At 67.2% G+C, this 23333-nt stretch carries 19 protein-coding genes and 1 riboswitch; of the genes, 7 read left to right on the plus strand and 12 right to left on the minus strand.

All coding sequences use genetic code 11. The annotated features are described in order from the left end of the window. Positions 1 to 181: 181 nt before the first annotated feature. Together R9X44_RS22515 and R9X44_RS22520 are read right to left on the minus strand one after the other, a co-directional pair. Positions 182 to 1498 carry a HEPN domain-containing protein gene (locus tag R9X44_RS22515; protein ID WP_319816232.1) on the minus strand — a complete coding sequence of 439 codons (1317 nt, stop codon included), beginning with the start codon at positions 1496 to 1498 and terminating at the stop codon, positions 182 to 184. Positions 1499 to 1575: 77 nt separating this feature from the next. Beyond that, a complete protein-coding gene (locus R9X44_RS22520) occupies positions 1576 to 3969 on the minus strand; it encodes a hypothetical protein (RefSeq protein WP_319816233.1) in 2394 nt (797 codons plus the stop codon). A gap of 257 nt (positions 3970 to 4226) precedes the next feature. Here R9X44_RS22520 and R9X44_RS22525 point away from each other — a divergent pair, with 257 nt between their 5' ends. Next, complete coding sequence (locus R9X44_RS22525; RefSeq protein ID WP_319816234.1) at positions 4227 to 5063, plus strand: hypothetical protein; 837 nt, start codon at positions 4227 to 4229, stop codon at positions 5061 to 5063. Here the strand turns inward: R9X44_RS22525 and R9X44_RS22530 are convergent. The 9 genes from R9X44_RS22530 to R9X44_RS22570 form a co-directional block, all read right to left on the minus strand. After that, on the minus strand, positions 4970 to 6127 hold the full coding sequence (locus R9X44_RS22530) for a hypothetical protein (RefSeq protein WP_319816235.1): 1158 nt from the start codon (positions 6125 to 6127) through the stop codon (positions 4970 to 4972). The genes R9X44_RS22525 and R9X44_RS22530 overlap by 94 nt on opposite strands. Next, on the minus strand, positions 6124 to 7257 hold the full coding sequence (locus tag R9X44_RS22535) for a hypothetical protein (protein ID WP_319816236.1): 1134 nt from the start codon (positions 7255 to 7257) through the stop codon (positions 6124 to 6126). Before R9X44_RS22535 ends, R9X44_RS22530 begins: the two co-directional genes overlap by 4 nt. Beyond that, a complete protein-coding gene (locus R9X44_RS22540; RefSeq protein WP_319816237.1) occupies positions 7254 to 7529 on the minus strand; it encodes a DNA-binding protein in 276 nt (91 codons plus the stop codon). Before R9X44_RS22540 ends, R9X44_RS22535 begins: the two co-directional genes overlap by 4 nt. Further along, positions 7526 to 8248 carry a hypothetical protein gene (locus tag R9X44_RS22545; RefSeq protein WP_319816238.1) on the minus strand — a complete coding sequence of 241 codons (723 nt, stop codon included), beginning with the start codon at positions 8246 to 8248 and terminating at the stop codon, positions 7526 to 7528. The genes R9X44_RS22540 and R9X44_RS22545 overlap by 4 nt, the downstream gene beginning before the upstream one ends. A gap of 9 nt (positions 8249 to 8257) precedes the next feature. Next, positions 8258 to 9901 carry a hypothetical protein gene (locus R9X44_RS22550; protein ID WP_319816239.1) on the minus strand — a complete coding sequence of 548 codons (1644 nt, stop codon included), beginning with the start codon at positions 9899 to 9901 and terminating at the stop codon, positions 8258 to 8260. Positions 9902 to 10091: 190 nt separating this feature from the next. After that, positions 10092 to 10703, minus strand: coding sequence for a hypothetical protein (locus tag R9X44_RS22555; RefSeq protein WP_319816240.1), 612 nt, complete (start codon positions 10701 to 10703; stop codon positions 10092 to 10094). An 89-nt stretch (positions 10704 to 10792) separates the two neighbouring features. After that, positions 10793 to 11416, minus strand: a complete 624-nt coding sequence (locus R9X44_RS22560; RefSeq protein ID WP_319816241.1) for a Crp/Fnr family transcriptional regulator — start codon at positions 11414 to 11416, stop codon at positions 10793 to 10795. A gap of 486 nt (positions 11417 to 11902) precedes the next feature. Beyond that, entirely contained in the window at positions 11903 to 12301 is a 399-nt protein-coding gene (locus R9X44_RS22565) for a hypothetical protein (protein ID WP_319816242.1), read from the minus strand. A gap of 54 nt (positions 12302 to 12355) precedes the next feature. Continuing rightward, the gene (locus R9X44_RS22570) at positions 12356 to 13945 is read right to left on the minus strand and encodes an oleate hydratase (protein ID WP_319816243.1); all 1590 of its coding nucleotides are present in this window, start codon (positions 13943 to 13945) and stop codon (positions 12356 to 12358) included. A 360-nt stretch (positions 13946 to 14305) separates the two neighbouring features. On the opposite strand from R9X44_RS22570, the gene R9X44_RS22575 reads away from it, so the two are divergent. Together R9X44_RS22575 and R9X44_RS22580 are read left to right on the plus strand one after the other, a co-directional pair. Beyond that, positions 14306 to 14665: a YciI family protein gene (locus tag R9X44_RS22575; RefSeq protein WP_319816244.1), complete on the plus strand. Its 360-nt coding sequence runs from the start codon at positions 14306 to 14308 to the stop codon at positions 14663 to 14665. After that, positions 14662 to 16167 (plus strand): RNA polymerase sigma factor, encoded by a 1506-nt coding sequence (locus R9X44_RS22580; RefSeq protein WP_319816245.1) that lies wholly within the window; start codon positions 14662 to 14664, stop codon positions 16165 to 16167. The genes R9X44_RS22575 and R9X44_RS22580 overlap by 4 nt, the downstream gene beginning before the upstream one ends. On the opposite strand, the gene R9X44_RS22585 is transcribed toward R9X44_RS22580, so the two are convergent. Next, a complete protein-coding gene (locus R9X44_RS22585; RefSeq protein ID WP_319816246.1) occupies positions 16151 to 17308 on the minus strand; it encodes a PfkB family carbohydrate kinase in 1158 nt (385 codons plus the stop codon). The genes R9X44_RS22580 and R9X44_RS22585 overlap by 17 nt on opposite strands. A 1143-nt stretch (positions 17309 to 18451) precedes the next feature. Continuing rightward, positions 18452 to 18654: riboswitch (cobalamin riboswitch) on the plus strand. Positions 18655 to 18744: 90 nt separating this feature from the next. On the opposite strand from R9X44_RS22585, the gene R9X44_RS22590 reads away from it, so the two are divergent. From R9X44_RS22590 to modA, 4 genes are all read left to right on the plus strand, one after another. Then, positions 18745 to 20970, plus strand: coding sequence for a ribonucleoside-diphosphate reductase subunit alpha (locus tag R9X44_RS22590; protein ID WP_319816247.1), 2226 nt, complete (start codon positions 18745 to 18747; stop codon positions 20968 to 20970). Further along, positions 20970 to 21968, plus strand: coding sequence for a ribonucleotide-diphosphate reductase subunit beta (locus R9X44_RS22595; protein WP_319816248.1), 999 nt, complete (start codon positions 20970 to 20972; stop codon positions 21966 to 21968). Before R9X44_RS22590 ends, R9X44_RS22595 begins: the two co-directional genes overlap by 1 nt. 138 nt (positions 21969 to 22106) lie before the next feature. Next, positions 22107 to 22493 (plus strand): helix-turn-helix transcriptional regulator, encoded by a 387-nt coding sequence (locus tag R9X44_RS22600; RefSeq protein WP_319816249.1) that lies wholly within the window; start codon positions 22107 to 22109, stop codon positions 22491 to 22493. Between the two features lie 22 nt (positions 22494 to 22515). Next, a complete protein-coding gene (gene modA, locus R9X44_RS22605; RefSeq protein WP_319816250.1) occupies positions 22516 to 23277 on the plus strand; it encodes a molybdate ABC transporter substrate-binding protein in 762 nt (253 codons plus the stop codon). The last annotated feature ends 56 nt before the right edge of the window (positions 23278 to 23333 follow it).

Here is a 23333-nt window from a genome sequence, read left to right on the forward strand (position 1 = left end):
GTCCGGGAAAAAGACCTTCGATCACTCGGGGTCCTCCGCCGAGACGACAGCGGTCGCTGCTAGGCATTCAGCAGAGTCCGCTTCTCTCGCACCCGCCTTGGCCTGAAATCGCAGCCCTGCGCCTGTCTACGTTAATGATCTCTATGGCGCTGGGGAGTCCGTCGCCGTCTTCATGACGGGCCTAACACGTTCCGCTCGGGTAAACCTCGGGAAGCCACAACCGGGCCCTGCGCAGGAACTGGGAGTAAGAACCGCTACGCGCCAGCCGTTGTCTCAGCGTCTCCGCGGGGACACCGATGGCGAGGAAAAGCCGCATCGCGATCACCCAGTACAGGGATTCGTGCAGGACGATGTAACTGGCGGTACTGTCATGCTTCGTCACGTCCTGATGAGCGAACCGATTCCGGGCGGTGACGACCTTCGACACCCATATGTCAACCTGTCCCGTGGCCTCAGGGCACACGTCACGAAGATCGTTGACCAACCCCTGAACGCTCTCTCGATACTTCCGTTTACCATGAAGAGCCGTATGGGTTCCTTCCAGGACGCTGGTCAACTCCTGCAGCATCGACTCGATCGTGTGATCGGCCCGAGCGTGGAACTCCGACACCTGGTCCATGCTCGGTTGGATTTTCGGCGCGATGTTCAACCATGCCGCGATCCCCTCGACCCCTAGGTCTGCGAAAGGAAGGAAGATCCTGTTCCGATCAATCGGAGCGCTCTGGGGCTGAGCACTCCTGACGGTAACGTCCACCCAGGGGCCCTTTGGTTCCTCAGCCAGGGACAGGGCCGTCAGTTGGGTGTTCCTCCCCAAGCAGAGCCGGATGAGCGACCGAAGTGGCGCGAGTATTCGACGGTTGACCTCGTCGAAGGTCATCGGTGCCGCGCCCAAGACACGGACGGAGACGGTGCGGCTGATAGTCCTGGCCGTGACCGAATTAGCCAGGAGTTCCACGTGTTGGCCCAACGTCACCATGCCTCCGGACTCCAGTACCGCCTCCGGAATATCGGGGAGCGTCAACTGTAGCGCATAGGTCCTAGCAGACATTTCCGAGGACTCGAAACCGGCTAGACCGGCCCACTCATCCAGGTGCTGAAAGCCAATCTCAACGCAGGTGAAGAGCGGCCGGTCGAGATGCTGACCAAGCAACAAGTAGCGGCCAACGAGGGTCTGGGTTCCCACGCTGGGATTGAGAAATCCGGCCAATCCGTGGGTCCGGCTCGAGGTAAAAGCCTCCATCAGAGTAATATCCACTTGTGGTGCTAGCAGCCTCCCATGGATGGTGAGATCCTCGCACTCCGGTCCACCATCAGCCGGTTCGTAGCATGAATATTCGCCATCAGTTGAGACCAGGCGCATGCCGGGAGTGAGCATCTCGTCCAGCTCAATCCTTGGTGCGTCATCGGCCAAGATCAATCGGCCGTGACAGGTGCTCTCTGGCTGACCCGCGACCCAGAACGCCCCGGGATACGAGCCTGTGTTCAGGAAAGACTTCATTTACCCTCCCTACGTGCAAGATCAAAGCAGGTTTCGTTTGGGCCATCTGGCGCGGCTGAGCTGTCTATTCGTCTCCTTCATGTGGTCCGTTCCAGGAGGTCGAGCCAGGTCCATGGCCGCGACGGTGATCCATCGGGTTCCCAACCGAACCGGTGGGGCCGTCTTTTAAGACCGATGTCCGGTGTAGGACGCCCTTCGGGTGGATTCTGTCGGAGCATTCGGAGGTAGGGTTCCGCGCGCAGGCTACGTAGGACTCGATACAACCGTCGGTAGGAGACTCCGTCGAGAGTTCCGACGGAGTCAAGCGGACCCCGTTCGGTGAGGAAGGCCATTGCCAGGTCCGGCATTCCCGTGCGCCTCATCGACTCGAGCAGAGCGGACACACCGACGAGGTCGGTGGCATCGGTTCGCGTCAGGGCTGCCTCCGCCAGTGCTCGGGCGTCCTGCGCACAGGTGGCGGCGCGTGTCACCAGCAAGAGGAAGGCGACGCCACCCGGGTCTACCAGTTCGGTGTCAGTGAGGACACGCCTGACCAGTGCCGCAGCGGTCTCCGCCTGACCAAGCGAGCTCACTTTCTTCAGCAGGTTCGCGGCTTCATGCGGATCCCGTAGATCAATCAACGCAGTCTCGGTGCAAATCCGGTCGGCCAGGTCGGCGAGTGCCGGGCTGCCGGAGTGCGCCAGTACAGAGATCAACGTGGCGAGGCCGCGCGGATCACTGAGATCGAGGGCTTCAACCTCCACTGTGAGACTCTCTGAATAGATCGGGTCGCGTCCGATGCGTCGCAACGCCTTGAGCAGACAGGCCACCGCGCGCGCATCGGTTGGATCGAGGCATGCCTTGGCTCGGTGCGCGAGTCTCTCAACGAGTTCGGTAGACGTATGGCGCCGTGCCGCCACCAGGAGGTCAGCTGTGCCCTCTGGATCAGACAAATCCAGCGCCGCAGCCTCGACGGCCACTCGTTCGAACAGCACTCCGAGCGCGTCGTCCGCCGAGAGCTCGGCCAGAATGCGCGACAACGACGCGATCGAAGATGCAACACGAATCTGTGCCCGTTCAACAATCCACAGGGACGCGTCGGGAATCGCACGGGAATCGACAGCACATAGCGCTTTCAGCAGGTGACTCGCGCCGCTGGTGAACCCAGAGCGGACTGCCTTGAGGTTGAGCAGCGAGGCAAGGCGCGCCAGGTCGGCCTTCGCGGCCTCACCTGCCAGGCCCGGCAGATACTGTGGGTCTCCGTGATCGAGGAGCGACTCCCAGAGTACCGCGCTGGGGAGACCTACCCTCTCCTTCCGCCCGACATAGTCGAGATATCCAGCCAGCACAAACGGAGGATCCGTCGTGGCGGATCTCGATGACAGCCGTGTCAGCGACAGCGGTCCGGTCGACCCGGCACACGGAGCGGTGAGGTAGGCGGTCGCCTGTTCGAACCAGTCGTCGGCGGCCGGACCGGGAGCGTCGCCTTCGCCTTCTGTTTCGAGAAGGGAGAAGGCAGCCTCCCGCAGGAAGGGCGACGGCAGTGCCTTTCCATGGCCGAGTCGCCGGGCGTCCATCGCCGAATGCAGCACCGCCCGCGCCACAGACCCCGCATTCCAGTAGCGCTCCAGCAGTTGCGGCACACCCGCCAGATACTGCGTGGTGCGTCCACGGACCGCATGGCGCACCGCCTCCTCCAGCCTCGGGTCGGTTGTGGCGAGTGCCTCGGCCAATTCGGCCTCGTTGAACCGCTCTGGCACCCGGAATGTGTTCCCAGTGAGCAGAGCGCGGATCTCGTTGCTGACGGGCGTCGCGAAGATTCGCTCCCACGAGGAGGTCCACAGGGTCCCGAGGACGAGTACAGGCGCACGTTCCGGGTCGCGCAACAGGTCACGGAAAGTTGCGGCGAACCGCACACCGAGCCCGGGGTCCGGGGTAAGGAGGTGGTCCTCCGCCCGGTCGAGCCAGATTACGGTCTTAGGCCGGACCCGTTCGAGTCTCCGGAGCAAGGACGACGAACAGTCCGCGGCTTCGGGATGCCAGACCCGCCACTCTCTGCTGACGTGTTGCACAGCCTCCCAGAGGGAACGGGTCATCCCGCTCGAGGGCTCGCCGACCAGGACTGCCACCGAACTCTGGCCATCCTCGGCGAGGGCAAGTCGCCTTCGGAGGTCCACGTCGTGGCGTCGGTTCACATAGGGAGGGAGCGCGGGTCCATTTGGGCCTGGGACCGGAATGGGCCTGTGAACCCCGAAGGCGAGAGGGTCAGTGAGATCGGTGACCGGTGAGCCGAGTTCGCCTTCGGCGAGCGCCTCACTCCAGAGCCGTCGGGCCAAGGCGACGGTGTCGGGCACATTCCACCGCGCCATCCTGGCAAGCACAGCGACGGTGGCCACCGTGTCGGCCTGAGATCTGGGAAGTTCGGCCGCGCAGATGATGTGGCGAATCGCGTCTTTGCCAGGGGACCCTGGCAGGCCGTCATCGTCCGCCATCCGGTGCGCGATGGTTTCCAGAGCCGGTGTCTCCGCTCGTAGATAGAGCTCGTAGACCAGCTTTTTGAGTTCGCCACGCGGCCCAGGACCAGTGCGTGGCCGGGGTAGCGGGCGAGGCCTGCGGACCATCAAGGACTCGTCTTTTCTCATCGGGATCATCCGCTCCCCACCTGGCCACAGCCTAGGCCGATTCCTTCCGAAACGGCGGTCTCGTCGGCACTCATCGGGTGGAGTTCACGCCAGTCCATGCTCGCCTCATGAAGAACCGAGCTGACCAGCGGCATCCCGTGGTTATCCTCACCAGCGACGACGTGATCTACGGGAGAGTACGGGATCACCTCCTGCGGCTCCGCTCGCACCGCCACAGGGCGGGAACGCTGTTCGAATCCGGGGAAGCCCGGACGGCTGCCAGGCTTACTGTCGCCCTCGGAATGACGGCTACAAGTGGCATCGACGCGGCACTGGTGGCCGAACGGGCGGTCGCGGAGTTCGCTCCAGCGGCGATGTTCTTCATGGCGGTGGGGAGCAGCGTGTCCGACGACTCCGCCCCAGGCGACGTCGTCGTCGGCACTCGGGTGTACGCCTGCCCGGACGGGGTGAACGGTACGCAGGGGCTCCTGCTCCGTCCCCACAGCTGGGCGTCCTCCCATGAACTCGAACAGCTCGCCAGGCACGTCGCTTCCTCCGGCTCTTGGCTGAACCTCCTTGTGTCCGGACGCGAACCGAGGGTGCAGTTCAAACCCGTCATCGCGTCGGACTTCACTGCGGACAGGCCCCTGATCTGGTCGATCCACGAGTTCCGCGAGGATGCGGTGTCGATCGGCAGCCAGGGCGCAGGCTTCGCGGGTGCCGCGCACCTGAACCCGTCTGTTCCCTCCCTCACCATCGCCGCGATCCGCAGCCACGTCGACGGGGACGGAAAGAAGGAAGCCGCGGCATTCGCCATCGCGCTCGCTCGGCGGATAATTGACCCGCCTGGTCTCCCCGATACCCGTCCTGTTCAGCATGGAGAGTCCAAGAAGGGGAAGAGGTCAGGCAGCGAGCTCACGACGGTGCCGCCTCCAAGCGGATCACCACTCTGGCTCCGCAGATAGGCCGCAGCCTTTTTCTCCGCGACCACGGCCGTCGCGTAACCTGCCGCACAGGCCAGGAAGTAGAGGTCGCCCAGATCGTTCCGTTCCCAGCGGTCGCCCGGGTCGCGGACCCGGCGGTGGGTCGCCCGGATGACACGACCGACGAACGGGAGAGTTGCTAGATCGGCGTAAGGATCTGCTGCGACCCAAGCCTGGAACAGCTGGGGAGACAGTCCCGCCTTCGTGGCGGCCATGGCGAGTTCAGTGCGCATGTCCGCGAGCGACAGGGCGAAGGCAGCAAGTTCTTTCTGGCTCCGGGTCCTCGGGTTGCCACCGAAGAAGTGCGCGAGGTCGTTGTGCTTGCCGACCCAACCGAGGACCTGTTCAACACCCGCGTCCTCATGCTCGTCGGCAAGCAGGACGGAGGAGGTACTCAAGATATCTACGACCCTGCGGCCGACTGTGCCCAGGCGAGGTGAGGCCGGTTCCGCCATCGACCAGATAGCCATCGGATTCGATGTGAGAACTGCGTTCCCTCGCCGCTCTCCTTGTCCCGCCAGGTCCGCGAAGATACGTTCGAGTTCCTGGTCCCTGACGGCGAGCGGGTCGAGCATCCGCCACCCGCGCGACATTTCCAGCATCACCGCCGCGAGGGTGAGTCTGCGGTGGCCTACCGCGCGCGCCGTCTCTGTGAAATGGTCGGCCGAGAGAGGCAGGATGATCTTTTGGGAGCGGGCCAGATCCATAACCTGATAAGCGGCGTCCAGGGTGCGCCGATCCCCGATCTTGTCAGGGCTGTGCCGCGCCCGTGCAAGGGAGATCCAGTGGTTCTGATCAAGGTAGACGACTGGCCGACGAGCGATCTGCTGGAGATCCTCCGCAGGATCGAGCCCGAACTCCACCTCGATGTTCCCGGTCCTGAGTTCCAACACCAGGGTCCGCTCTCCAGCGGTCCATGTGGCCGAGAGAATCTCGTCACAAGCGGTGGCGCAGCCAACGTCAAGAGGACCATGAGCACGCCGTCCGTCGGCCAGCGCGACTGTGATCCGCTGCCGGGCAAAGCCCATAGTGATACTCTTGATCATTTGAGATTCTGCCCTTCTAGAAGGCTCTGGGCGATCCCGGCCCAGTTTTGGAAGAAGGAAAATGCTTTCTCCACCCTGCCAATCGCATCCGACATTCTCCGGAACGGCTTTCGAATTGCCGAAGAGCTGTTTCCGGCCCAATTTAGAAAGGAGGAGAATTCCCGGATCTCAGAGGGCTGCTCCTCATAGGTACCGGCCAAAGAGGCAATCTCACGGAGAAAGCTCTCGGCCTCATCCGGCCACTGCGTCTGAGGGGTGGACGCCATGAATTCCAGGACTCCGCGGAGCCCGGTGTCCAGGCTCCGCATCCGCTCAAGGAAGCGGGCCGCAGCGTCGTCAAGGGAATTCGCCGGGCCGCTGACCGCAGCGGCGTAGCGGACGGCCACCGCCCTGCCCGCCTTGGGCGAGCCCGCGTCCCCTATTCGAGTGAAGTCCGCGCCGAACGCCTCGTTTACGGCTCCGAATGCCTCGAACGCGGCCTTGATCTCCGCAATGTCCTCAGGGATCGCCTCAAAGTCCTCCTCGATGCGGACCATTGCCTCGAATAGCCCAAGACGGTCCTCGTCGTCCGGAACACCAAGCAGATCGTCGTGCTTCGCGACGACGACACCGTTGAGGATCCGGGCCGGGGTGAGGATGTCGAATCCGTCGCGCAGGCCCGCCTCAAGGGTCCGCCGCAGTTCTTCGCGGGCCTGGACCATGCCGTGCGGGGTTCGGCGGAAGCGGATGGTCCGTACTTTCGAGAGATGGTAAGGAAGGTCACCACCGTCCGATAGTTGGATCGTGGTCTTGCCGGTGCCTTGCCGCAATGCCAATTCGAAGACCACATTGTGATTGAGGCCGCTGAGGTCGGCGATGACCAGGTCAGCATCCTTTACCTGCTGACACACCTGATCGAGGATCTCTCCGGTTCCCGGCAGTTCGTCTGCCCTAAACGGGGTAATTCCGAAGGGGAGGCACGCGGCCTGGGTGATGTTCTCGTAGACGTAAAGGGCGCTCTCGTGAATCTCACGGGCTGGAGTCCCCAGTTCGGCCAGCGCGTCGCCGAGCGGACCGATGGCAAAGCAGGTCCACGCTCGGCCGGGCGCGTCCTCGGGCCCGCCGGTGGGCGGCGGTGCTGTGACGGTCACAGGTAGTCGTTCCTCTTCTCCTCGTATTCGATGCCGCGGGCGAGGTCATCGGTATAGATGGGCAGTTCGTCGATGCAAAGTGCCCTGAAGACACCGGCGGTCGGAACCCGGTAGTGGCGACCGACGCGGATCACCGGGCAAGGGAACTCGTTCTTCCGGTTGAGCCGGTAAGCGGTGGAGGTGCTGATGCCGAAGGCCAGCGCGGCGGTCCGCAGGTCGAGGACCGACGGCAGCTGGAAGAGTTCTGGAAAAGACAGCGGAGACCCGGTCATCGTGCGGCTCCGGCCGGACGGAGCCGCAGAGTCCCCACTCGGACGCCTTTAGCGGGCCTGCGCGCCCTGTAGACGAACTCCGACAAGCCCATGCGGCTGGCGAGTGCACCTACCCTGATGCCCTCAACCTCGGTCGCCGAACCCACGACCCGGAGTGAGGCGGAAAGGCGGTCTCCGCCAAACGGCGGCTGAATCTCCAGTTCCCATAGGTCGGCTGAGGGGATATCCAGGCCATCGGCGAAGGGCAGATCCGACGGGAGTTGGAACTCGATCCATTTGGAAAGCTTTTGGGCAGCACGCCAGACGGGAGCGGAGGCTGCCCTGAGCAGGCGGTCACCGAGGTCGGGCGGCTCCTCGTCAATCACGGACAACGCTTCCAGGAAACTCACCGTGAACTCGGCCTCGAAGTCCTCGTGCGTGACCCCGAGCAGGGTGCGCACCAGAGTCAGGGTCCTGCGCAACCATGGGTCGGCGAGCCAGAGGGCGAACAGGCGTGTGCGGTCGTCCGCGTGCTCGTTTCGCGCGGTCAGGATCACGGCCCGCCAGACAGCGGCTCGCAACGCGACGTCCCCGTCCCGCGCGCGGACCGCGTCCCGTGCCTCATGCGCGGTGAGGTGCAGGGGGCCTGAATCAGTGATGATCTGGAGACCGGGGTGGCCGTCAGGATCGACGTGTTCTTCGAGCGCGCGTGACAGAACGTGACAACCGGAGAAGGACATGGACGCTCCTCAGCTATTGTGGTGAAGGTCATGGAGGAACTCCTGGACTTGGGGATGCCCATCGGTACCCACCGCCTCCAGAAGATCGCCGAAGGTGTCAGTGTCGAAAGGGCACCGGGAGGCCAAGCGCTGCCAGGTCGCCAGGACGTCGCGGAGCTTTCCTCCAGGTCCGTGGAGGCGGAGCGTGCGCTGGATGAGCATGACCGTGTAGGCCCCTTCACCGCCCCGCCCTATCCGATCGTGAAACCAGTGCAGGTCTGTCTGGACAAGGCTGGGGAACAGCATCGTGGCGTAGACACCCTCCGCCTCGCCGTACGAGGTCCATGCGACCAGTTCGTTCAGAATCCTGTGCCGGTTTCCGGCGCGGAAGTGCGTAAGGACGGCCTCCCGCGCAGCGTCGTCGGTTGGCCGGTGGTAATCGGCCTCAAGGCGACGGGCCAGCCGACGGATGAGCGTCAGAGAAGGTCCAAGCGGCGCGGTCGCAGAACCGAAACCACAGGTCAGGGCCGCCAAGTGGTGGAGATTCTGGCTGTCACCACAGGTCCAGCCGCCGAGGAGTTTGGCCGCCTCATCGTAGTGAGCGGATTCGTTCAGGAGCGCGCGCAGCGCTGCCGCTGCCACCTGCGTGGCCAGGGGTTCTTTCCGCAGCGCGCAGTTCCGGATCTCGGTGGGACGGAGCGGGCGCAAGCGCGGGGGTATCGAAAGCCCCAGCGCCCATCCGGCCTGCTCAACCAGCGCGCGATCAGCGACACCAGCCAGCCACCGTGAGAGAAGCCCCGACCGGCGATCGCGCCAAGCGCACCTCAAAAGCGCGTCCGCCCAGCCGGAACGCGAGAAGAAGATCCGGGATTCACCATGATCCGCCGCTTCCAGCCGGATTCCCGCGAGCCGGGCTGCCGCAGACAGCGCCTTGGCCCCGTCGAACCGCACACTGTCGGGTGTTTCGCTCAGTGAGGCCAGACGCTCGGCTTCACTGAGCACAACCCGCAGAGGTTGCCCACGGAACACCGCCGCGGCGATCAGCACATCCATGACGTCCTGATCCGTGACGCCCTGGAGAAGCCCGGCAATCTCCAGGTCAGCCTGGTGATCGGGGCTCGCGCGGACGTCGTGCGTACGCTCCCTCGTCAGCCCGTCCGGGCTCTCGTGGAGCGTCAGCGCCTCGGCGACATCCACAGCGTCCTGCGGAGACGACCAAGGAGGGAGGAACCGCGAGAGGAATCCATCGGGAACAGCACTTAGAAGTTTTCGCGGATCTTGAGCGTCGGCCTCGACTCGCGTGGTGAAGACCTGCCGGGGATCCGGTGGCAAACACTGCACCAGGTACTCGGCGGCCGTTATCGCCGCCTGCTCGGTAAGCCGTTGCCCGGAGGGCACGACGATGACCAGAGTGGCGTGGGCACCCCGTAGTCGCGCAATCAAGCGCGACAGCGATGCCGGGCATTCCAGGAGACGGGTGGCCGTACCCCGAAGGAGATAGCCGCCGTCACGATCCGGCAGCCAGTCCTGGAAGTCGAGCCCGTCCGGTAGCTGGACCGGCACGGTGCCCGGCGTGCAGACCTCCACGAGGAGGCGTACTGCCGTCGTCTCGACGCCATTGGCTCCCGTGAGAACGACGAGGCCGCGCCTCGCCTTTCTGCGGGCCTCACGCATCCGCCCCGGCACGACGAATCTGGTCTCAGGCCTTCGTTCGGCGGGCTGGCCGACCAGGGCGCCTCGGTTTCGGACAATGATCGTGGATGAACCTCGTGGACATTCGGGCATGTCGAACCTCGCGGATGTGGCCGGAACGTACCGGCGGTGAGGTGGGATGAGGTGGATGGAAGCTTGCGGACCTGAGCCGTCAGTCCTCGGCTCGGTCGTGGTGCTCGGTATCCGCCAGAGAAGGAACCGGCACATGGAGGTAGCCGGTGTGCTCGAAGTTCCGCACACGGACCTGGCAGGGGACGAACTGGGCCGGGTGGAGTTTTGTCCAGCCGCCGGCGACATAGTGCGTGAAGACCTCGGCCGACAGCAGGAGCGCGACGAAGGTCACGTCCGGATGGCTCCGGCTCAACGCCTCGCGCAGGGCGGTGCTGTCTACCAACCGGCTGACTTTGACCTTGGGCGCGGACGTGGTGCGGACGTCATCCACTAGCCCCGAGTCGATGGCCACCCTGAGCCGGATCCGGGCGCGCTGAGCACGCAGATCCGGATCTCGGTCATGGAGGATCCTTTGGAGCTGAGCCGGGAAGGTGTCAATGAGCCGGGGAAGCGCTCGATGGGACATGACCACGAGGGCACCGTCTCCAGCCCCCTCCCGAACTGCCGAGACCCAGTGGCTGGTGAGACCCGAAAGCGCGCACGCTGCCTCGACCGCTTGGTGCAGGGTCCGCTCCAGGGAGGGGAGCTGGACGGCGGAGTGACCGCTGAACCGCTCCATGTCGTAGCTGAAGAACGCGCAGTAGGTTTCCACTGCTACCTCCTGTAAGGACGGGGGCGAACGGTTCAACTGTGTAATGGACCGGGAAGGTGCGGTAGGGGAAATCCTGTACCGCGCCGAGTTCACTCCACGAGCCTGCGGAGCGGAGCTGCATCCACGATCGTCACAAGTCTGGGGACGGTCCTGATGAACCCGCTCTTGCGCAACTCACGCAACACCGCGGAGACGACGGTGAGATCCCGGCCGATCGCCTGGCTCAGTTCAAGTTGGGTGAGACCGAGAGTCGACTGGCCGCTGGGTCCGGCGTCCGACAGCCGCAGCAACGCGTGGATGACCTGCGCTCGGGCCGGCAGGGTTGCCTGCTCTATCCGCCACTGCTCTGCTTCGGCGAAACGGGCCATCATCTGCCGACTCACCTCGCCCTCCAGCCGGTGCTCGGTCAGGAGGGAGCGGAACCGAGCTGCGCCGAGCACCGTGGTTACACACGTGGACATCGCGGTAACAGTGGCCGTGCGCGGGTTCCCGGTCATGACACCCAGCGCGCCGAGAGTTTCGGTGGGCCTTCTGACCGCCGCCAGAAGGATGGCCCCCTCTGAGTCACGGATTTCCACCTTGCAGCAACCTTCGCGCAGAAGCACGACATGAGTGGGCTCATCACCCTGCTCAAGAATCGTTGTGCCTTTGACGAACGTCCGCTCTTTTCCGGACGCCATGATCAATTCTGCCAGCCTCGATGATGTTTGCATGAACACATTCTTGCCCCACCCGGTGAAAAAGTATAGTAACCCAGCGCCGAAGGCATTAAGACCGGATTGTCACGCAATTAACCCTTGCCGGAATCTAGATTTCGGCACAAATCATCGGTACGCGAACTGAACGCACGATCGCTCATATGCCTTTCCATTGACCACAATTCGCCTTGACGCCGGGAATCTCATTCCCGCTCCATGAGCGATGTGATCGACGTCCGCCACGCCACAGGCACGAACGCTGCCAAGTCCTCCTACCAGCTGGGAAAGACGAGATCGCGCCGATGAAGACCCCCACAGGCACGGCCGTCATGAGGGGCCAGGAGGATGCGGATCGACTGACTGCGCCTGAAGTACGAAATGCGCCAGGGCCAAAGCGGCGTCGAACCTGGCTGCGATCGGGCGCTTCCGTGCCATCTTCAACGGAGACGCCACTTCGATGCCGCGCTCTACAAGGGCCGAAGGACAGTACAACCAGTACGCTCACCACCCTCGTGGCCGCTTCAGCTCTCCGTTACGGGCCTCGTCCTCTGCCCGCTCCCGCGCGTGCAGCCTGACGAGTCTGTTGGCGAAGGAGTACGCGTCGCCAGGTTCCCGGCGCAGTACGTGCGCGTCGGCGAGTTCGGCCAACAGGGCGGCACTGGATCGCCTGTCCAACGCGTCAGCGAGAACCGCCCGCACATCGGCGAGATCCGCGCCGGAACTCTGGCAGTCGACATAGATCACCCCGCCCGGGAACAGGTGCCCGTACAAGGCAGCGAACCGCCTGGTGACCTCGCGTTTCCCCACCCAGGGCGGGCCGCCGAGCCCGAAGATGCGCGGCGCGTCGACCATCTCCTGCGTCCTGGCGAGCAGCCGGGCCACGGCCCGCACCCGGTCCACTAAGTCATGGCAGGGAGCGGGCGGAAACCGGTATTCGGATGGGCTGTGGTCTTGTCAGCCCAGGGCGGTGCGCAGGGCGGTGAAGGCGACCTTGGGGTCCGCGAGGCCGTGGTACATGGGCGGGATGGGCTTGGTGACTCCGTAGTGGTGGTAGACGGCGATCATCGCGGTGCGGACGGAGTACTCCACGGTGAAAACGACGCCTTCGGGGACTTCCGTGAACTGTCCTAGGAAGGCGTAGTTCTGTGCGCCCTTCGGGATCACGTACGGGCGGTCGCTTATGGCGCGCGGCATGAACTGGGCGTCGATGTAGGGCATCTGCACGGTGGTGATCTGGGTAGTGCGGCGTACCTCGTCGGCGATGTCGTCGAAGCCCAGGTGGCCGAGGAGTTCGTCGAGGATTTCCGCGCCGGTGCAGTCGTCCATGGGCTTGCGTAGGTAGTCGCCGGGGCGGTCGCCGAACAGGCCGTAACCCCACAGCGTGTACGTCCCGGGCTCCTGGTCGCGGAAGTGGGGCTGCGCGGGGACGACGACGGACAACAGCCAGGAGGAGTCCTTCCACGTCATCAGCGCTCCGGAGCCCGGCACGTTGCCCGTGTAGGCGGTGATTCGTTCGAGCAGGGCCGGGCTGTGCATGGTGAGCGTGAAGGACTCCCACTTGCTTTCGTCGACCGAGGAGCTGAACGCCTGTGGCCGTCCGAAGTCCGGGGCCTTGGCGGCGATCCTCTCCCACAGCCTCCAGGAGCCGTCGCGCTTGTCCCTGATGAGCTCAGGCACGGTGTCGCGGTCGCCGTAGGCGGTGTCGGCCGTCATCGAGCCGAGGGTGAGGAAGACCCTGTCGGCGGGATCGAGGTCGATGACCGTCGTCCCCTCGGCGCGCTCCACCTCGAGCGCGGACATGCGGCGGCATGACGCGTCGGCGAAGCGCACGTCGGTGACCGTCGTGCCGTACTCGGTGCGGACGCCCGCGCGCTCAAGCCATCGATGGATCGGCAGGATGACCGAGTCGTACTGGTTGTACTTGCTGCGGCGGACGCCCGAGAGCGTGTGTATCCGGTCGAACTCCTGCACGAAGGCGAGGAAGTAGCGGCGCAGCTCGATGGCCGAGTGCCAGGTCTGGAACGCGAACGTGGTCCGCCACATGCACCAGAAGTTCGTCTCGAAGAACGGCGGCTGGAAGAACTCGTCGATCCGCCGGGAGCCGATGAGGCGTTCCGGCATCGCGAGCAGCCGCATCAGATCGGCCCTCGAACGGGTGTCGAAACCGAGGTCCGCCGCGTCGGCGATGGACCTGTCGCCCCTGATGACACGCGCCCTGGAGCGGGTCGGGTGCTCGATGTTGAACGCTAGGAACTCCTGCCGGACCGAGACCGAGGGATCGTCCAGCGTCGGGATCGACTCCAGGAGGTTCCACAGGCAGACGTAGTGCTCCTCCTCGAACATCCGGCCGCCTCGGGTGACGTACCCGCCTTCGGCCGTGGGCGCCTTGGCCCCGTCCATGGAACCGCCGACGACGGGCAGCTGCTCAAGGATCGTGATGTCCGTGCCGGGCACTCCCGCGTCACGCACGAGGAAGGCCGCGGCGGCGAGCGCGCCGATGCCGCCGCCGACCAGGTAGACCTTGCCCGCCCCGTAACGAACCATCGATCTCCCCCGATCGTCGCCTTTCTCGGCAGACCTGCCCGGGTCTCGGGCCAGGCATCGCCCCACTTTTCCGACGAAACGCCCATCTCTTGGCAACGCGCGCCGCACCCTCCGACCAAAGCCGACGAGTTATGGCAAAACCGCTGTTCACCGGCATTGTGGATCACCTATCGGCGGTACGTGGAATGACCGCGAACGGATGATGTGCGGGGCGGGGTCGATCGCCTAGCTTCGGTGGGGATGGATGAAGGGGGCTGAGAAAATTGTTCGGGAGATCGAGCGGCGGATGTCGAGGTGGCGCGCACGGCTCCGACCATGGGGTGGCAGCGCGCCGCAGGGGCGCGTCGGAGAGGAGCGGACATGAAGTACCTGCTGATGATCTACGGCAACCAGGAGAAGTGGGACTCGCTGCCCGCGGAGGAGTGGCCCAAGGTCGTCGCCGCGCAGGACGCGTTCAACAAGCGCTTCATGGAGTCCGGCGAGCTCATCGGCGCCTATGGCCTCGCGGACGCGGTGAACGCCAGGCTGGTCCGCCGGGTAGAAGGGGCGCCCGCGGTCACCGACGGCCCGTATCTGGAGACCAAGGAGTACATGGCGAGCTTCTATCTGCTCGACGTCTCCTCCGAGGAGCGGGCGTACCAAATCGCCGCGGAGATGCCGATCGCCGACCAGGAACCCGTGGAGGTCTGGCCCGTCCCGCACGAGGCGCCGCGCCCGTGACGTCCGGCCAAGCCGTCGAGGACCTGTTGCGCGACCTCGCGCCGCAGGTCCTCGGGAACCTCGTGCGCCGGCACGGCCAGTTCGAAGCGTGCGAGGACGCGGTCCAGGAGGCGCTCGCCGCGGCCGTCGCGCAGTGGCCGGGTGAGGGGGTTCCCGACAACCCGCGCGGCTGGCTCGTCACCGTGGCCTCGCGCCGGCTGCTCGACGCGTTCCGGTCCGAGCACGCCCGGCGCGCGCGGGAGGAGGCGTTGGCCGTCGCCACCCCGCAGTCCGAGCTGCTGGGGGCGGCCGCCGACTCCCCGCCCGATCGCGACGACTCCCTGACGCTGCTGCTCCTGTGCTGCCATCCGGCGGTGTCGATGCCGAGCCGGATAGCGCTGACCCTGCGCGCGGTCGGCGGGCTCACCACCGCGCAGATCGCGGCGGCGTTCCTAGTGCCTGAGGCGACGATGGCGCAGCGGATCAGCCGGGCGAAACAGGCGATCCGGGAGTCGGGGGCCTCGTTCACGCTGCCGGCGGAGAGCGAGCTTCCCGAGCGGGTGCGGGCGGCGTCCCGGGTGCTCTACCTCGTCTTCAACGAGGGCTACACGGCGAGTTCCGGCAGCGAACTCACCGCGCCACCCCTGGCGGATGAGGCGATCCGGCTCACCCGGATGCTTCGCGCGGCGCGCCCGGACGATCCTGAAGTCTGCGGCCTTCTCGCCCTGATGCTGCTGAACGACGCACGTCGCGCGGCGCGCACCACACCCGACGGCGACCTTGTGCCGCTCGCCGAGCAGGACACCGCCCTGTGGGATCGCGACCTCATCGCCGAAGGACTCGCCCTCATCGAGGAGGCGCTGAGCAAGGGCCCTTTGGGCCCGTACCAGCTGCAGGCCGCGATCGCCGCCGTGCACAGCGAGGCGCCCTCACCGGAGGAGACGGACTGGCCGCAGATCCTCGGCCTCTACGACCTCCTCGCCCGCTTCGAACCGAGCCCGATGGTCACCCTGAACCGCACGGTGGCCCTCGCCATGGTCGAGGGCCCCGCCACGGCCCTCGAAGCGCTCACCGCCCTGGCCGAGGACAAACGCATCGCGTCCCACCACCGCTACCACGCCACCCGCGCCCACCTCCTGGAACTCCTGGGCGACACCCGGGCCGCCGCCGACGCCTACCGCAAAGCCGCCCGCCACACCCACAGCCGAGCCGAACACCGCCACCTCACCACCAAAGCCCAAACCCTCCGCCCCCACCCCACCCCCTTACCCCCAGACCAGACCCAGCCCAACAACCCCGCTGAACGCCTGAACCTGCTACACGATCGAACACCAACCCGCGACACCAACCCGCGACACCAACCCGCGACACCAACCCGCGACACCAACCCGCGACACCAACCCGCGACACCAACCCGCGACACCAACCCGCGACACCAACCCGCGACACCAACCCGCGACGCCCGGTGTGGGTGGGTGGGTGCGGGTGGGGGCTTGGTGGGGGTGGTCAGGGGGTGGGGTTGAGGTGGGGGAGGAGGGTGGTGAGGGAGAGGGGGGTGGTGTGGATGCCGGGGGTGGTGCAGGCGTGGTGGCCCGCGATGGCACCCGCGTGGAGGGCGGTCTTGAGGGGGAGGTCGTTGAGGTGGGCGTAGAGGAAGCCGGAGACGAAGGCATCTCCGGCGCCGTTGGAGTCGACGGCGGGGGTGCCCGTCACGGCGGGGTAAGGGCGGACTGTGCCTTCGGCTCGGGTCAGGTACCGGCCGCCGGCGGCTCCGTCGGTCGCGATGACGGTGTGCGCGCGGCCGCGGTCGAGGATGCGGCGCATGACCTCGGGCGTACGCGGGCCCAGGGCGGCGGAGCTGAGGAAGACGAGATCGGAGGAGTAGGCGAAGTCCTCGTGGTAGGTGGACGCGCCGTCCCAGTCGTGCAGGTCCGTGGACGAGGAACGGCCGTCGAGCAGCGGGTAGACCTGCCGGGCGAAGTCCATGATCGAGACGTGGACGTGGCGTGCGTCGCGCAGGAGGCGCCGCAGGGTCTCCTCGGGGACGCGAGTCCCGGGCTCGTCCTGGCCGTCGTAGAAGGACATGCGCCGCCCCGACGGGTCCACCAGGTTCACCGACCGACGCGTCCGCCGCGCGGGCAGGACGGTGACCGTCACCCCGCTGTCGCGGAGCCGCTGGAGGACGATGTCGGCCTGCGGGTCCCGTCCGAAGAAGTCGACAAGGCAGGCGCGCAGCCCCAGCGCCGCGCAACCGACCGCCACGCCGGTTCCGGTGTGCCCGGCGTACTCGGTGATCCCGGGCGCGGGCACGGAGTCCGCGAACGGCACGGGCAGCGCCGCGACCCTGACGACGGTGTCGACCCCGGCCCCGCCCAGCACGAGCACGTCAGTGGGCACCTCGTCGACGAGCGGCCCCGTGGCCCGGTGCCGCAGCAGCGCCGCGACGACTTCCCCCGCCATCTCGTCGGATAGCCCCGCCACCCGCTCGACCAGGGCCGCACGCTCGAGTGCGACGACCTTGCCCACGCTGTCGAGGCCGGCCCGCATGAGCGCCCGGTACACCCGCACCGGAAGCCCGAGATCCTCGATGGGCGTCCGATGCCGGACCGTCGACTCCGGCGTCACCGTGTACCCCTCCGCCACACCTTCGGACTTTTCCTCCACACCCCCACCTTCCACCCCAACCCTCCCGGACTCCGCAACCCACACTCGTCCGGTGTGTCGCGCCCACGCCTTCAACGCCCAGAAGGCCGCTCGACCGCCGTACCGCCACGCGGACCCCGACCACTCCCAGCAGGGCGCGCGCATGGGCGGCGGCCGCTCGCCTGCAGCGCACTCACGCAGACCTCCAGTCCGTGCCAGGCTCCGCACCTCTTGAACACCCGGCGTGGACGGCGGGCGCCCACTTGCAGCACGACCACGCAGACCACCGCGCTGCGCTGGCGTCGCTGCGCCTTGCGTACCCGGTGCGGACCGCCTGGCTGTGCCAAACTTCGCGCGCCTTGAGCACCTGTCGTGGACGGCGGGCGCCCACTTGCAGCACGGCCACGCAGACCGCCGCGCGGTGCTGGCGTCCCGCGCCTTGAGCGCCTGGCGTGGACGGTAGGCGCTGGATTGCGGCGCGACGCGCCGGACGCCGGGCTGCGCCTGCGCTGCGCGCCTTGGGTGCCTGGTGTGGGCGGTGCTGGGGCTGCGGGAGTGTGAGGGTGCTGGTGTGGACTCACGGGCCGCCGGGCTGTGCTGGCGTTGTGCCTTGGGTGCCGTGGTGTGGGCAGCGTTGGGGGGTGCGGGGGGGTGCGGGGGGGTGCGGGGGGGTGCGGGGGGGTGCGGGGGGGTGCGGGGGGGTGCGGGGGGTGCGGGGGGTGCGGGGGGTGCGGGGGTGCGGGGGTGCGGGGGGTGGTGTGGTCTCGCGGGCTGCTGGGCTGGGCTGGCTTTGTGTGTCTTGGGTGCGGGTGGTGCAGGTGGTGCGGGGGTGTGCGGATGCTGGTGTGGATTCGTGCGTCGCCGGTCTGTGGCGGCTTTGCGCGCCTTGGGTGCGCGTGGTGTGGGCGGCGTTGGGGGTGTGGGGGTGCTGGTGTGGGCTTGCGGGCTGCCGGGCTGGGCTGGCTTTGGGTGCCTTGGGCGCGCGTGGTGTGGGCGGTGTTGGGGGTGCGGGAGGGTGAGGGTGGTGGTGTGGGCTTGCGGGCTGGGCTGGCTTTGTGTGTCTTGGGTGCAGGTGGTGTGGGGGGGCGGGGCGGTGTTTGGGTGGGGTGGGGGAGGGCGGAGGGGGCTAGATGTTGAGGTTGTTGGGGGGTGGGGGTACTAGATGTAGAGTTCTCTTGCGCTGGTCCGCCCCGGGAGGGGTGGGGTGAGAGGGAATCCGGTGGGAATCCGGAGCTGCCCCGCAGCGGTGAAGGGGAACGGAAGCCGTCACAGAGCACTGGGTCCGGGAGGGCCTGGGAAGCGACGGCCGGTAGGCGAGTGGTGTGCGCCCCTGAGTCCGAAGACCTGCCCGCGCTGTTACGTCCATACGCCTCGAGGGAGGGCGGCGGACGCGTGCGCGGAGCTGTGCCGTGCGCCGTCCTCGCGCGCCTTCGGGCACATGCTGCGAGGGAGAGCAGATGACGGTGACCGTGGCGGCCCACGATCGCGAGCAGGCCATCCGGGAGGCCGCCGCGCGGGTCGCGGCAGACCCCGACCAGTCACGCGTCGCGGCGGGCCTGCTGGCCGGGCTGATCGCCGACGAGGCCGCCGGGGAGGGCGCGGTGTCGTTCGCGGCGTCGGTGGCGCTGGCGCACGCGCAGGGGCTGCTGAACGAGCGGACCGCGGCGTTCGTCGCCGAGCACGCGGCCGAGCTCGACGCGCTGGTCGACCACGCCGCCGACGCGCGCCTCGAGTACTTCGGGATGCGGACGGTCTACGACAGGTACCTGCTGCGCCACCCCGTCACGCGCCGGGTGATCGAGCGGCCGCAGTACTTCTTCCTGCGGGTCGCGTGCGGGCTCGCCGACACCGTCGCCGAGGCGGGCCGGCTGTACGGGCTGATGTCGCGGCTCGAGTACCTGCCGTCGTCGCCGACGCTGTTCAACTCGGGCGCGGCCCGTCCGCAGCTTTCGTCGTGCTTCCTGCTGGATTCGCCGCGTGACGAGCTCGAGTCCATCTACGAGAGGTACGCGCAGGTCGCGCGACTGTCGAAGTACGCGGGCGGGATCGGGATCGCCTGGTCGCGGATCCGTTCGCGCGGTTCGCTCATCCGCGGCACGAACGGGCACTCCAACGGGATCGTGCCGTGGCTGCGCACGCTTGACGCGTCCGTCGCGGCGGTCAACCAGGGCGGGCGGCGCAAGGGCGCGGCGTGCGTGTACCTGGAGCCGTGGCACGCCGACGTCGAGGAGTTCCTCGAGCTGCGCGACAACACGGGTGAGGACGCGCGGCGCACGCACAACCTGAACCTCGCGCACTGGATCCCCGACGAGTTCATGCGCCGCGTCGAGGCCGACGCCGAGTGGTCGCTGTTCGACCCGAAGGAGGTCCCCGAGCTTGTCGACCTGTGGGGCGCGGAGTTCGATGCCGCCTACCGGGCCGCCGAGGAGTCGGGACGGTACGTCAGGCGGGTGTCGGCGCGCGCGCTGTACGGGCGGATGATGCGGACGCTCGCGCAGACCGGGAACGGCTGGATGACGTTCAAGGACGCCGCGAACCGCGCCTGCAACCAGACGGCCGAGCCGGGCAACGTGGTGCACCTGTCGAACCTGTGCACGGAGATCCTCGAGGTCACCAGCGACGGGGAGACCGCGGTGTGCAACCTCGGCTCCGTCAACCTCGCCCGACATGTCGGACCTGACGGGTTCGACTTCGCGCGGCTGCGCGAGACCGTCAAGACGGCCGTGCGGTTCCTCGACCGCACGATCGACCGCGGCTTCTACCCGACCGACGAGGCGCGCGGCGCGAACCTGCGGTGGCGTCCGGTGGGCCTCGGCGTCATGGGCCTCGCCGACGTGTTCTTCACGCTGCGGCTCCCGTTCGACTCGCCCGAGGCGCGCGAGCTGTCCACGGCGATCGCCGAGGAGATCGCGCTCGCCGCGTACGGGACGTCGTCGGAGCTGGCCGAGGAGCTCGGCGCGCACCCGTCGTACGGGGCGACGCGGGCGGCGCGCGGCGTGCTGCACCCCGACCACTTCCCGGGCGCGGCGCGCAGCACCGAGTGGGCCGAGCTGCGGGAGCGCGTGGCGCGGACGGGCCTGCGCAACTCGCTGCTCGTGGCGATCGCGCCGACGGCGACGATCGCGTCGATCGCGGGCTGCTACGAGTGTGTGGAGCCGCAGGTCAGCAATGTGTTCAAGCGCGAGACGCTGTCGGGCGAGTTCCTCCAGGTGAACCGCTACCTCGTGCGCGACCTGCGCGAGCGCGGCCTGTGGATTCCGGAGATCCGCGACGCGATCAAGCGCGCGGAAGGGTCGATCCAGGACATCCCGGTCCTCGACGACGACCTCAAGGCGCTCTACCGGACGGCGTGGGAGCTGCCGCAGCGCGCGCTCATCGACCTTGCCGCCGCGCGGACGCCGTTCATCGACCAGTCGCAGTCGCTGAACCTGTTCATGGCGACGCCGACGATCGGCAAGTTGTCCTCGATGTACTCCTACGCGTGGAAGTCGGGGCTGAAGACCACCTACTACCTGCGGTCGCGTCCGGCCACCCGGATCACGCAGACCACCGTCCCCGCCCAGGCGGCCGCGGCGGGCCCCGGCGACGCCGTCACGTCCGGCGTCGTGCCGGTCGCGACGATCGACGCCGACGCCGTCGCGTGCTCCCTGGAGAACCCCGAGATCTGTGAGGCGTGCCAGTAATGACGCTGCTCGACCCGGGCATGGACCTGACGCTCAGGCCCATGCGTTACCCGGACTTCTACGACCGTTACCGCGCGGCGATCCGCAACACGTGGACGGTGGAGGAGGTCGACCTGGCCTCCGACCTCGCCGACCTCGCGAAGCTGACGCCCGAGGAGCTGCACCTGGTGAAGCGGCTCGTGGCGTTCTTCGCGACGGGTGATTCGATCGTCGCGAACAATCTCGTGCTGAACCTGTACAAGCACGTCAACAGCCCCGAGGCGCGGCTGTACCTTTCGCGGCAGCTGTTCGAGGAGGCCGTGCACGTCCAGTTCTATCTGACGCTGCTCGACACCTACCTCAGCGAGGACGAGGAGCGGGTCCAGGCGTTCGCGGCGATCGAGCACATCCCGTCGATCCGGGCGAAGGGCGAGTTCTGCTTCCGCTGGATCGACTCGATCTCCGGCCTTGACGAGCTGCGCACGGCCGAGGACAGGCGGGGTTTCCTGCTGAACCTCATCTGTTTCGCCGCGTGCATCGAGGGCCTGTTCTTCTACGGGGCTTTCGCGTACGTGTACTGGCTGCGTTCGCGCGGTCTGCTCAACGGCCTCGCCTCCGGGACGAACTGGGTGTTCCGTGACGAGTCCCTGCACATGGACTTCGCGTTCGCGGTCGTGGACACCGTCCGGGCCGAGGAGCCCGGGCTGTTCGACGACAAGCTGACCGCGCAGGTCACCGAGATGCTTGAGGAGGCGGTGGAGGCCGAGCTGGCCTTCGCGCACGACCTGTGCGGGGAGGGCCTGCCGGGGATGTCGGCGGTCGACATGCGCTCCTACCTGGAGTACGTGGCCGACCGGCGGCTCGCGCGGCTCGGCATGCCGGCGCGGTACGGGACGGCGAACCCGTTCGCGTTCATGGAGCTGCAGGACGTGCAGGAGCTGTCGAACTTCTTCGAGCGCCGCGTGTCGGCCTACCAGGTCGCGGTCGAAGGGTCGGTCGCGTTCGACGAGGATTTCTGAGGCATGATCGGGACGGGTCGGCGTCGGTGCGGCGGCCCGTCCCCTCCTGGCAGGTTCGGCCCATCGTCGCAGTTCAGCCAGCAGGTGCAAGCCATATGTCCGGTTGTTCCTTGAATGTGCGATAGATAGGGTGAGGTCGTGACGACGTTCCGGATCAGCGAGGCCGCCGAACTGCTCGGGGTCAGCGCCGACACCGTGCGGCGCTGGGTGGACGGCGGCAGGCTGGAAGCCGAACGCGACGACAACGGGCACCGCATCGTCACCGGCAGGGCGCTCGCGACCTTCGCGCGCGCCCAGGTCGGGACGGACGGGGCCGACGGCAGGTCGTCGGCGCGCAACCGGTTCCGCGGCATCGTGACGGAGGTCCGCAGGGACACCGTCATGGCGCAGGTGGAGCTGGCGTCGGGGCCGTTCCGGGTCGTCTCGCTGATGAGCAGGCAGGCCGCCGACGACCTCGGGCTCGAGCCCGGCGTGGTCGCGGTCGCCGTCATCAAGTCCACGAACGTCGTCGTGGAGTTGCCGTGACGACCTCCCGAAGGAGACCCCCGTGTTCCGACGCGCGCTCACGCTCGCGCTGCCCGTCCTGCTCGCCTTCACCGCCGCGTGCGGCGGCGGTGACGACACCGAGGCCAAGAAGACCGAGACCCTGACGGTCTTCGCCGCCGCATCGCTCACCGAGACGTTCACCGAGCTCGGCAAGACGTTCGAGGCCGAGCACGACGGCGTGACCGTCAAGTTCAACTTCGGCTCGAGCGCGACCCTCGCCCAGCAGATCACGCAGGGCGCGCCCGCCGACGTGTTCGCCGCGGCGTCCCCCGCGACGATGCAGACCGTGGTCGACGCGTCCCTCGCCGCGGGCCCGACGACGTTCGTCAGCAACAAGCTGGAGATCGCGGTGCCCGCGGGCAACCCGGCCAAGATCAAGGACTTCGCGGACCTGGCGAAGCCCGACGTGAAGGTCGCGCTGTGCGCCGAGCAGGTGCCGTGCGGCGCGGCGGCGAAGAAGGCGATCGAGGCCGCGGGCCTGAAGATCACCCCGGTGACCCTCGAGCAGGACGTCAAGGCGACGCTCACCAAGGTCACGCTCGGCGAGGTGGACGCGGCGCTGGTCTACCGCACCGACGTGCTCGCGGCCGGCGACAAGGTCGAGGGCATCGCGTTCCCCGAGGCGGAGAAGGCGATCAACGACTACCCGGTCGTCGCGCTGAAGGACGCCCCCGCGAGCGACCTCGCCGCGCAGTTCGTCACGCTTGTCCTGTCCCCCCAGGCCAAGGACCTTTTCACGAAGGCGGGTTTCACCACCCCCTAGCGCGCTAGAGGACACGGCGGCGGCCCCACAGGCGAAGAGCCCGTGGCGTCGCCGCC

It is taken from the genome of Actinocorallia sp. A-T 12471 (genome assembly GCF_033875155.1).
Taxonomy (GTDB): domain Bacteria; phylum Actinomycetota; class Actinomycetes; order Streptosporangiales; family Streptosporangiaceae; genus Actinocorallia.

Bases quoted from the DNA above. Each gene is read 5' to 3' on its own strand.
- R9X44_RS22590 (WP_319816247.1), top strand. From the start codon at position 18,745: ATGACGGTGACCGTGGCGGCCCACGATCGCGAGCAGGCCATCCGGGAG.
- R9X44_RS22545 (WP_319816238.1), bottom strand. From the start codon at position 8,248: ATGTCCTTCTCCGGTTGTCACGTTCTGTCACGCGCGCTCGAAGAACAC.
- R9X44_RS22575 (WP_319816244.1), top strand. From the start codon at position 14,306: ATGAAGTACCTGCTGATGATCTACGGCAACCAGGAGAAGTGGGACTCG.
- R9X44_RS22530 (WP_319816235.1), bottom strand. From the start codon at position 6,127: ATGATCAAGAGTATCACTATGGGCTTTGCCCGGCAGCGGATCACAGTC.
- R9X44_RS22520 (WP_319816233.1), bottom strand. From the start codon at position 3,969: ATGGCGGACGATGACGGCCTGCCAGGGTCCCCTGGCAAAGACGCGATT.
- R9X44_RS22525 (WP_319816234.1), top strand. From the start codon at position 4,227: ATGAAGAACCGAGCTGACCAGCGGCATCCCGTGGTTATCCTCACCAGC.
- R9X44_RS22515 (WP_319816232.1), bottom strand. From the start codon at position 1,498: ATGAAGTCTTTCCTGAACACAGGCTCGTATCCCGGGGCGTTCTGGGTC.
- R9X44_RS22570 (WP_319816243.1), bottom strand. From the start codon at position 13,945: ATGGTTCGTTACGGGGCGGGCAAGGTCTACCTGGTCGGCGGCGGCATC.
- R9X44_RS22595 (WP_319816248.1), top strand. From the start codon at position 20,970: ATGACGCTGCTCGACCCGGGCATGGACCTGACGCTCAGGCCCATGCGT.
- R9X44_RS22560 (WP_319816241.1), bottom strand. From the start codon at position 11,416: ATGCAAACATCATCGAGGCTGGCAGAATTGATCATGGCGTCCGGAAAA.
- R9X44_RS22540 (WP_319816237.1), bottom strand. From the start codon at position 7,529: ATGACCGGGTCTCCGCTGTCTTTTCCAGAACTCTTCCAGCTGCCGTCG.
- R9X44_RS22550 (WP_319816239.1), bottom strand. From the start codon at position 9,901: ATGCGTGAGGCCCGCAGAAAGGCGAGGCGCGGCCTCGTCGTTCTCACG.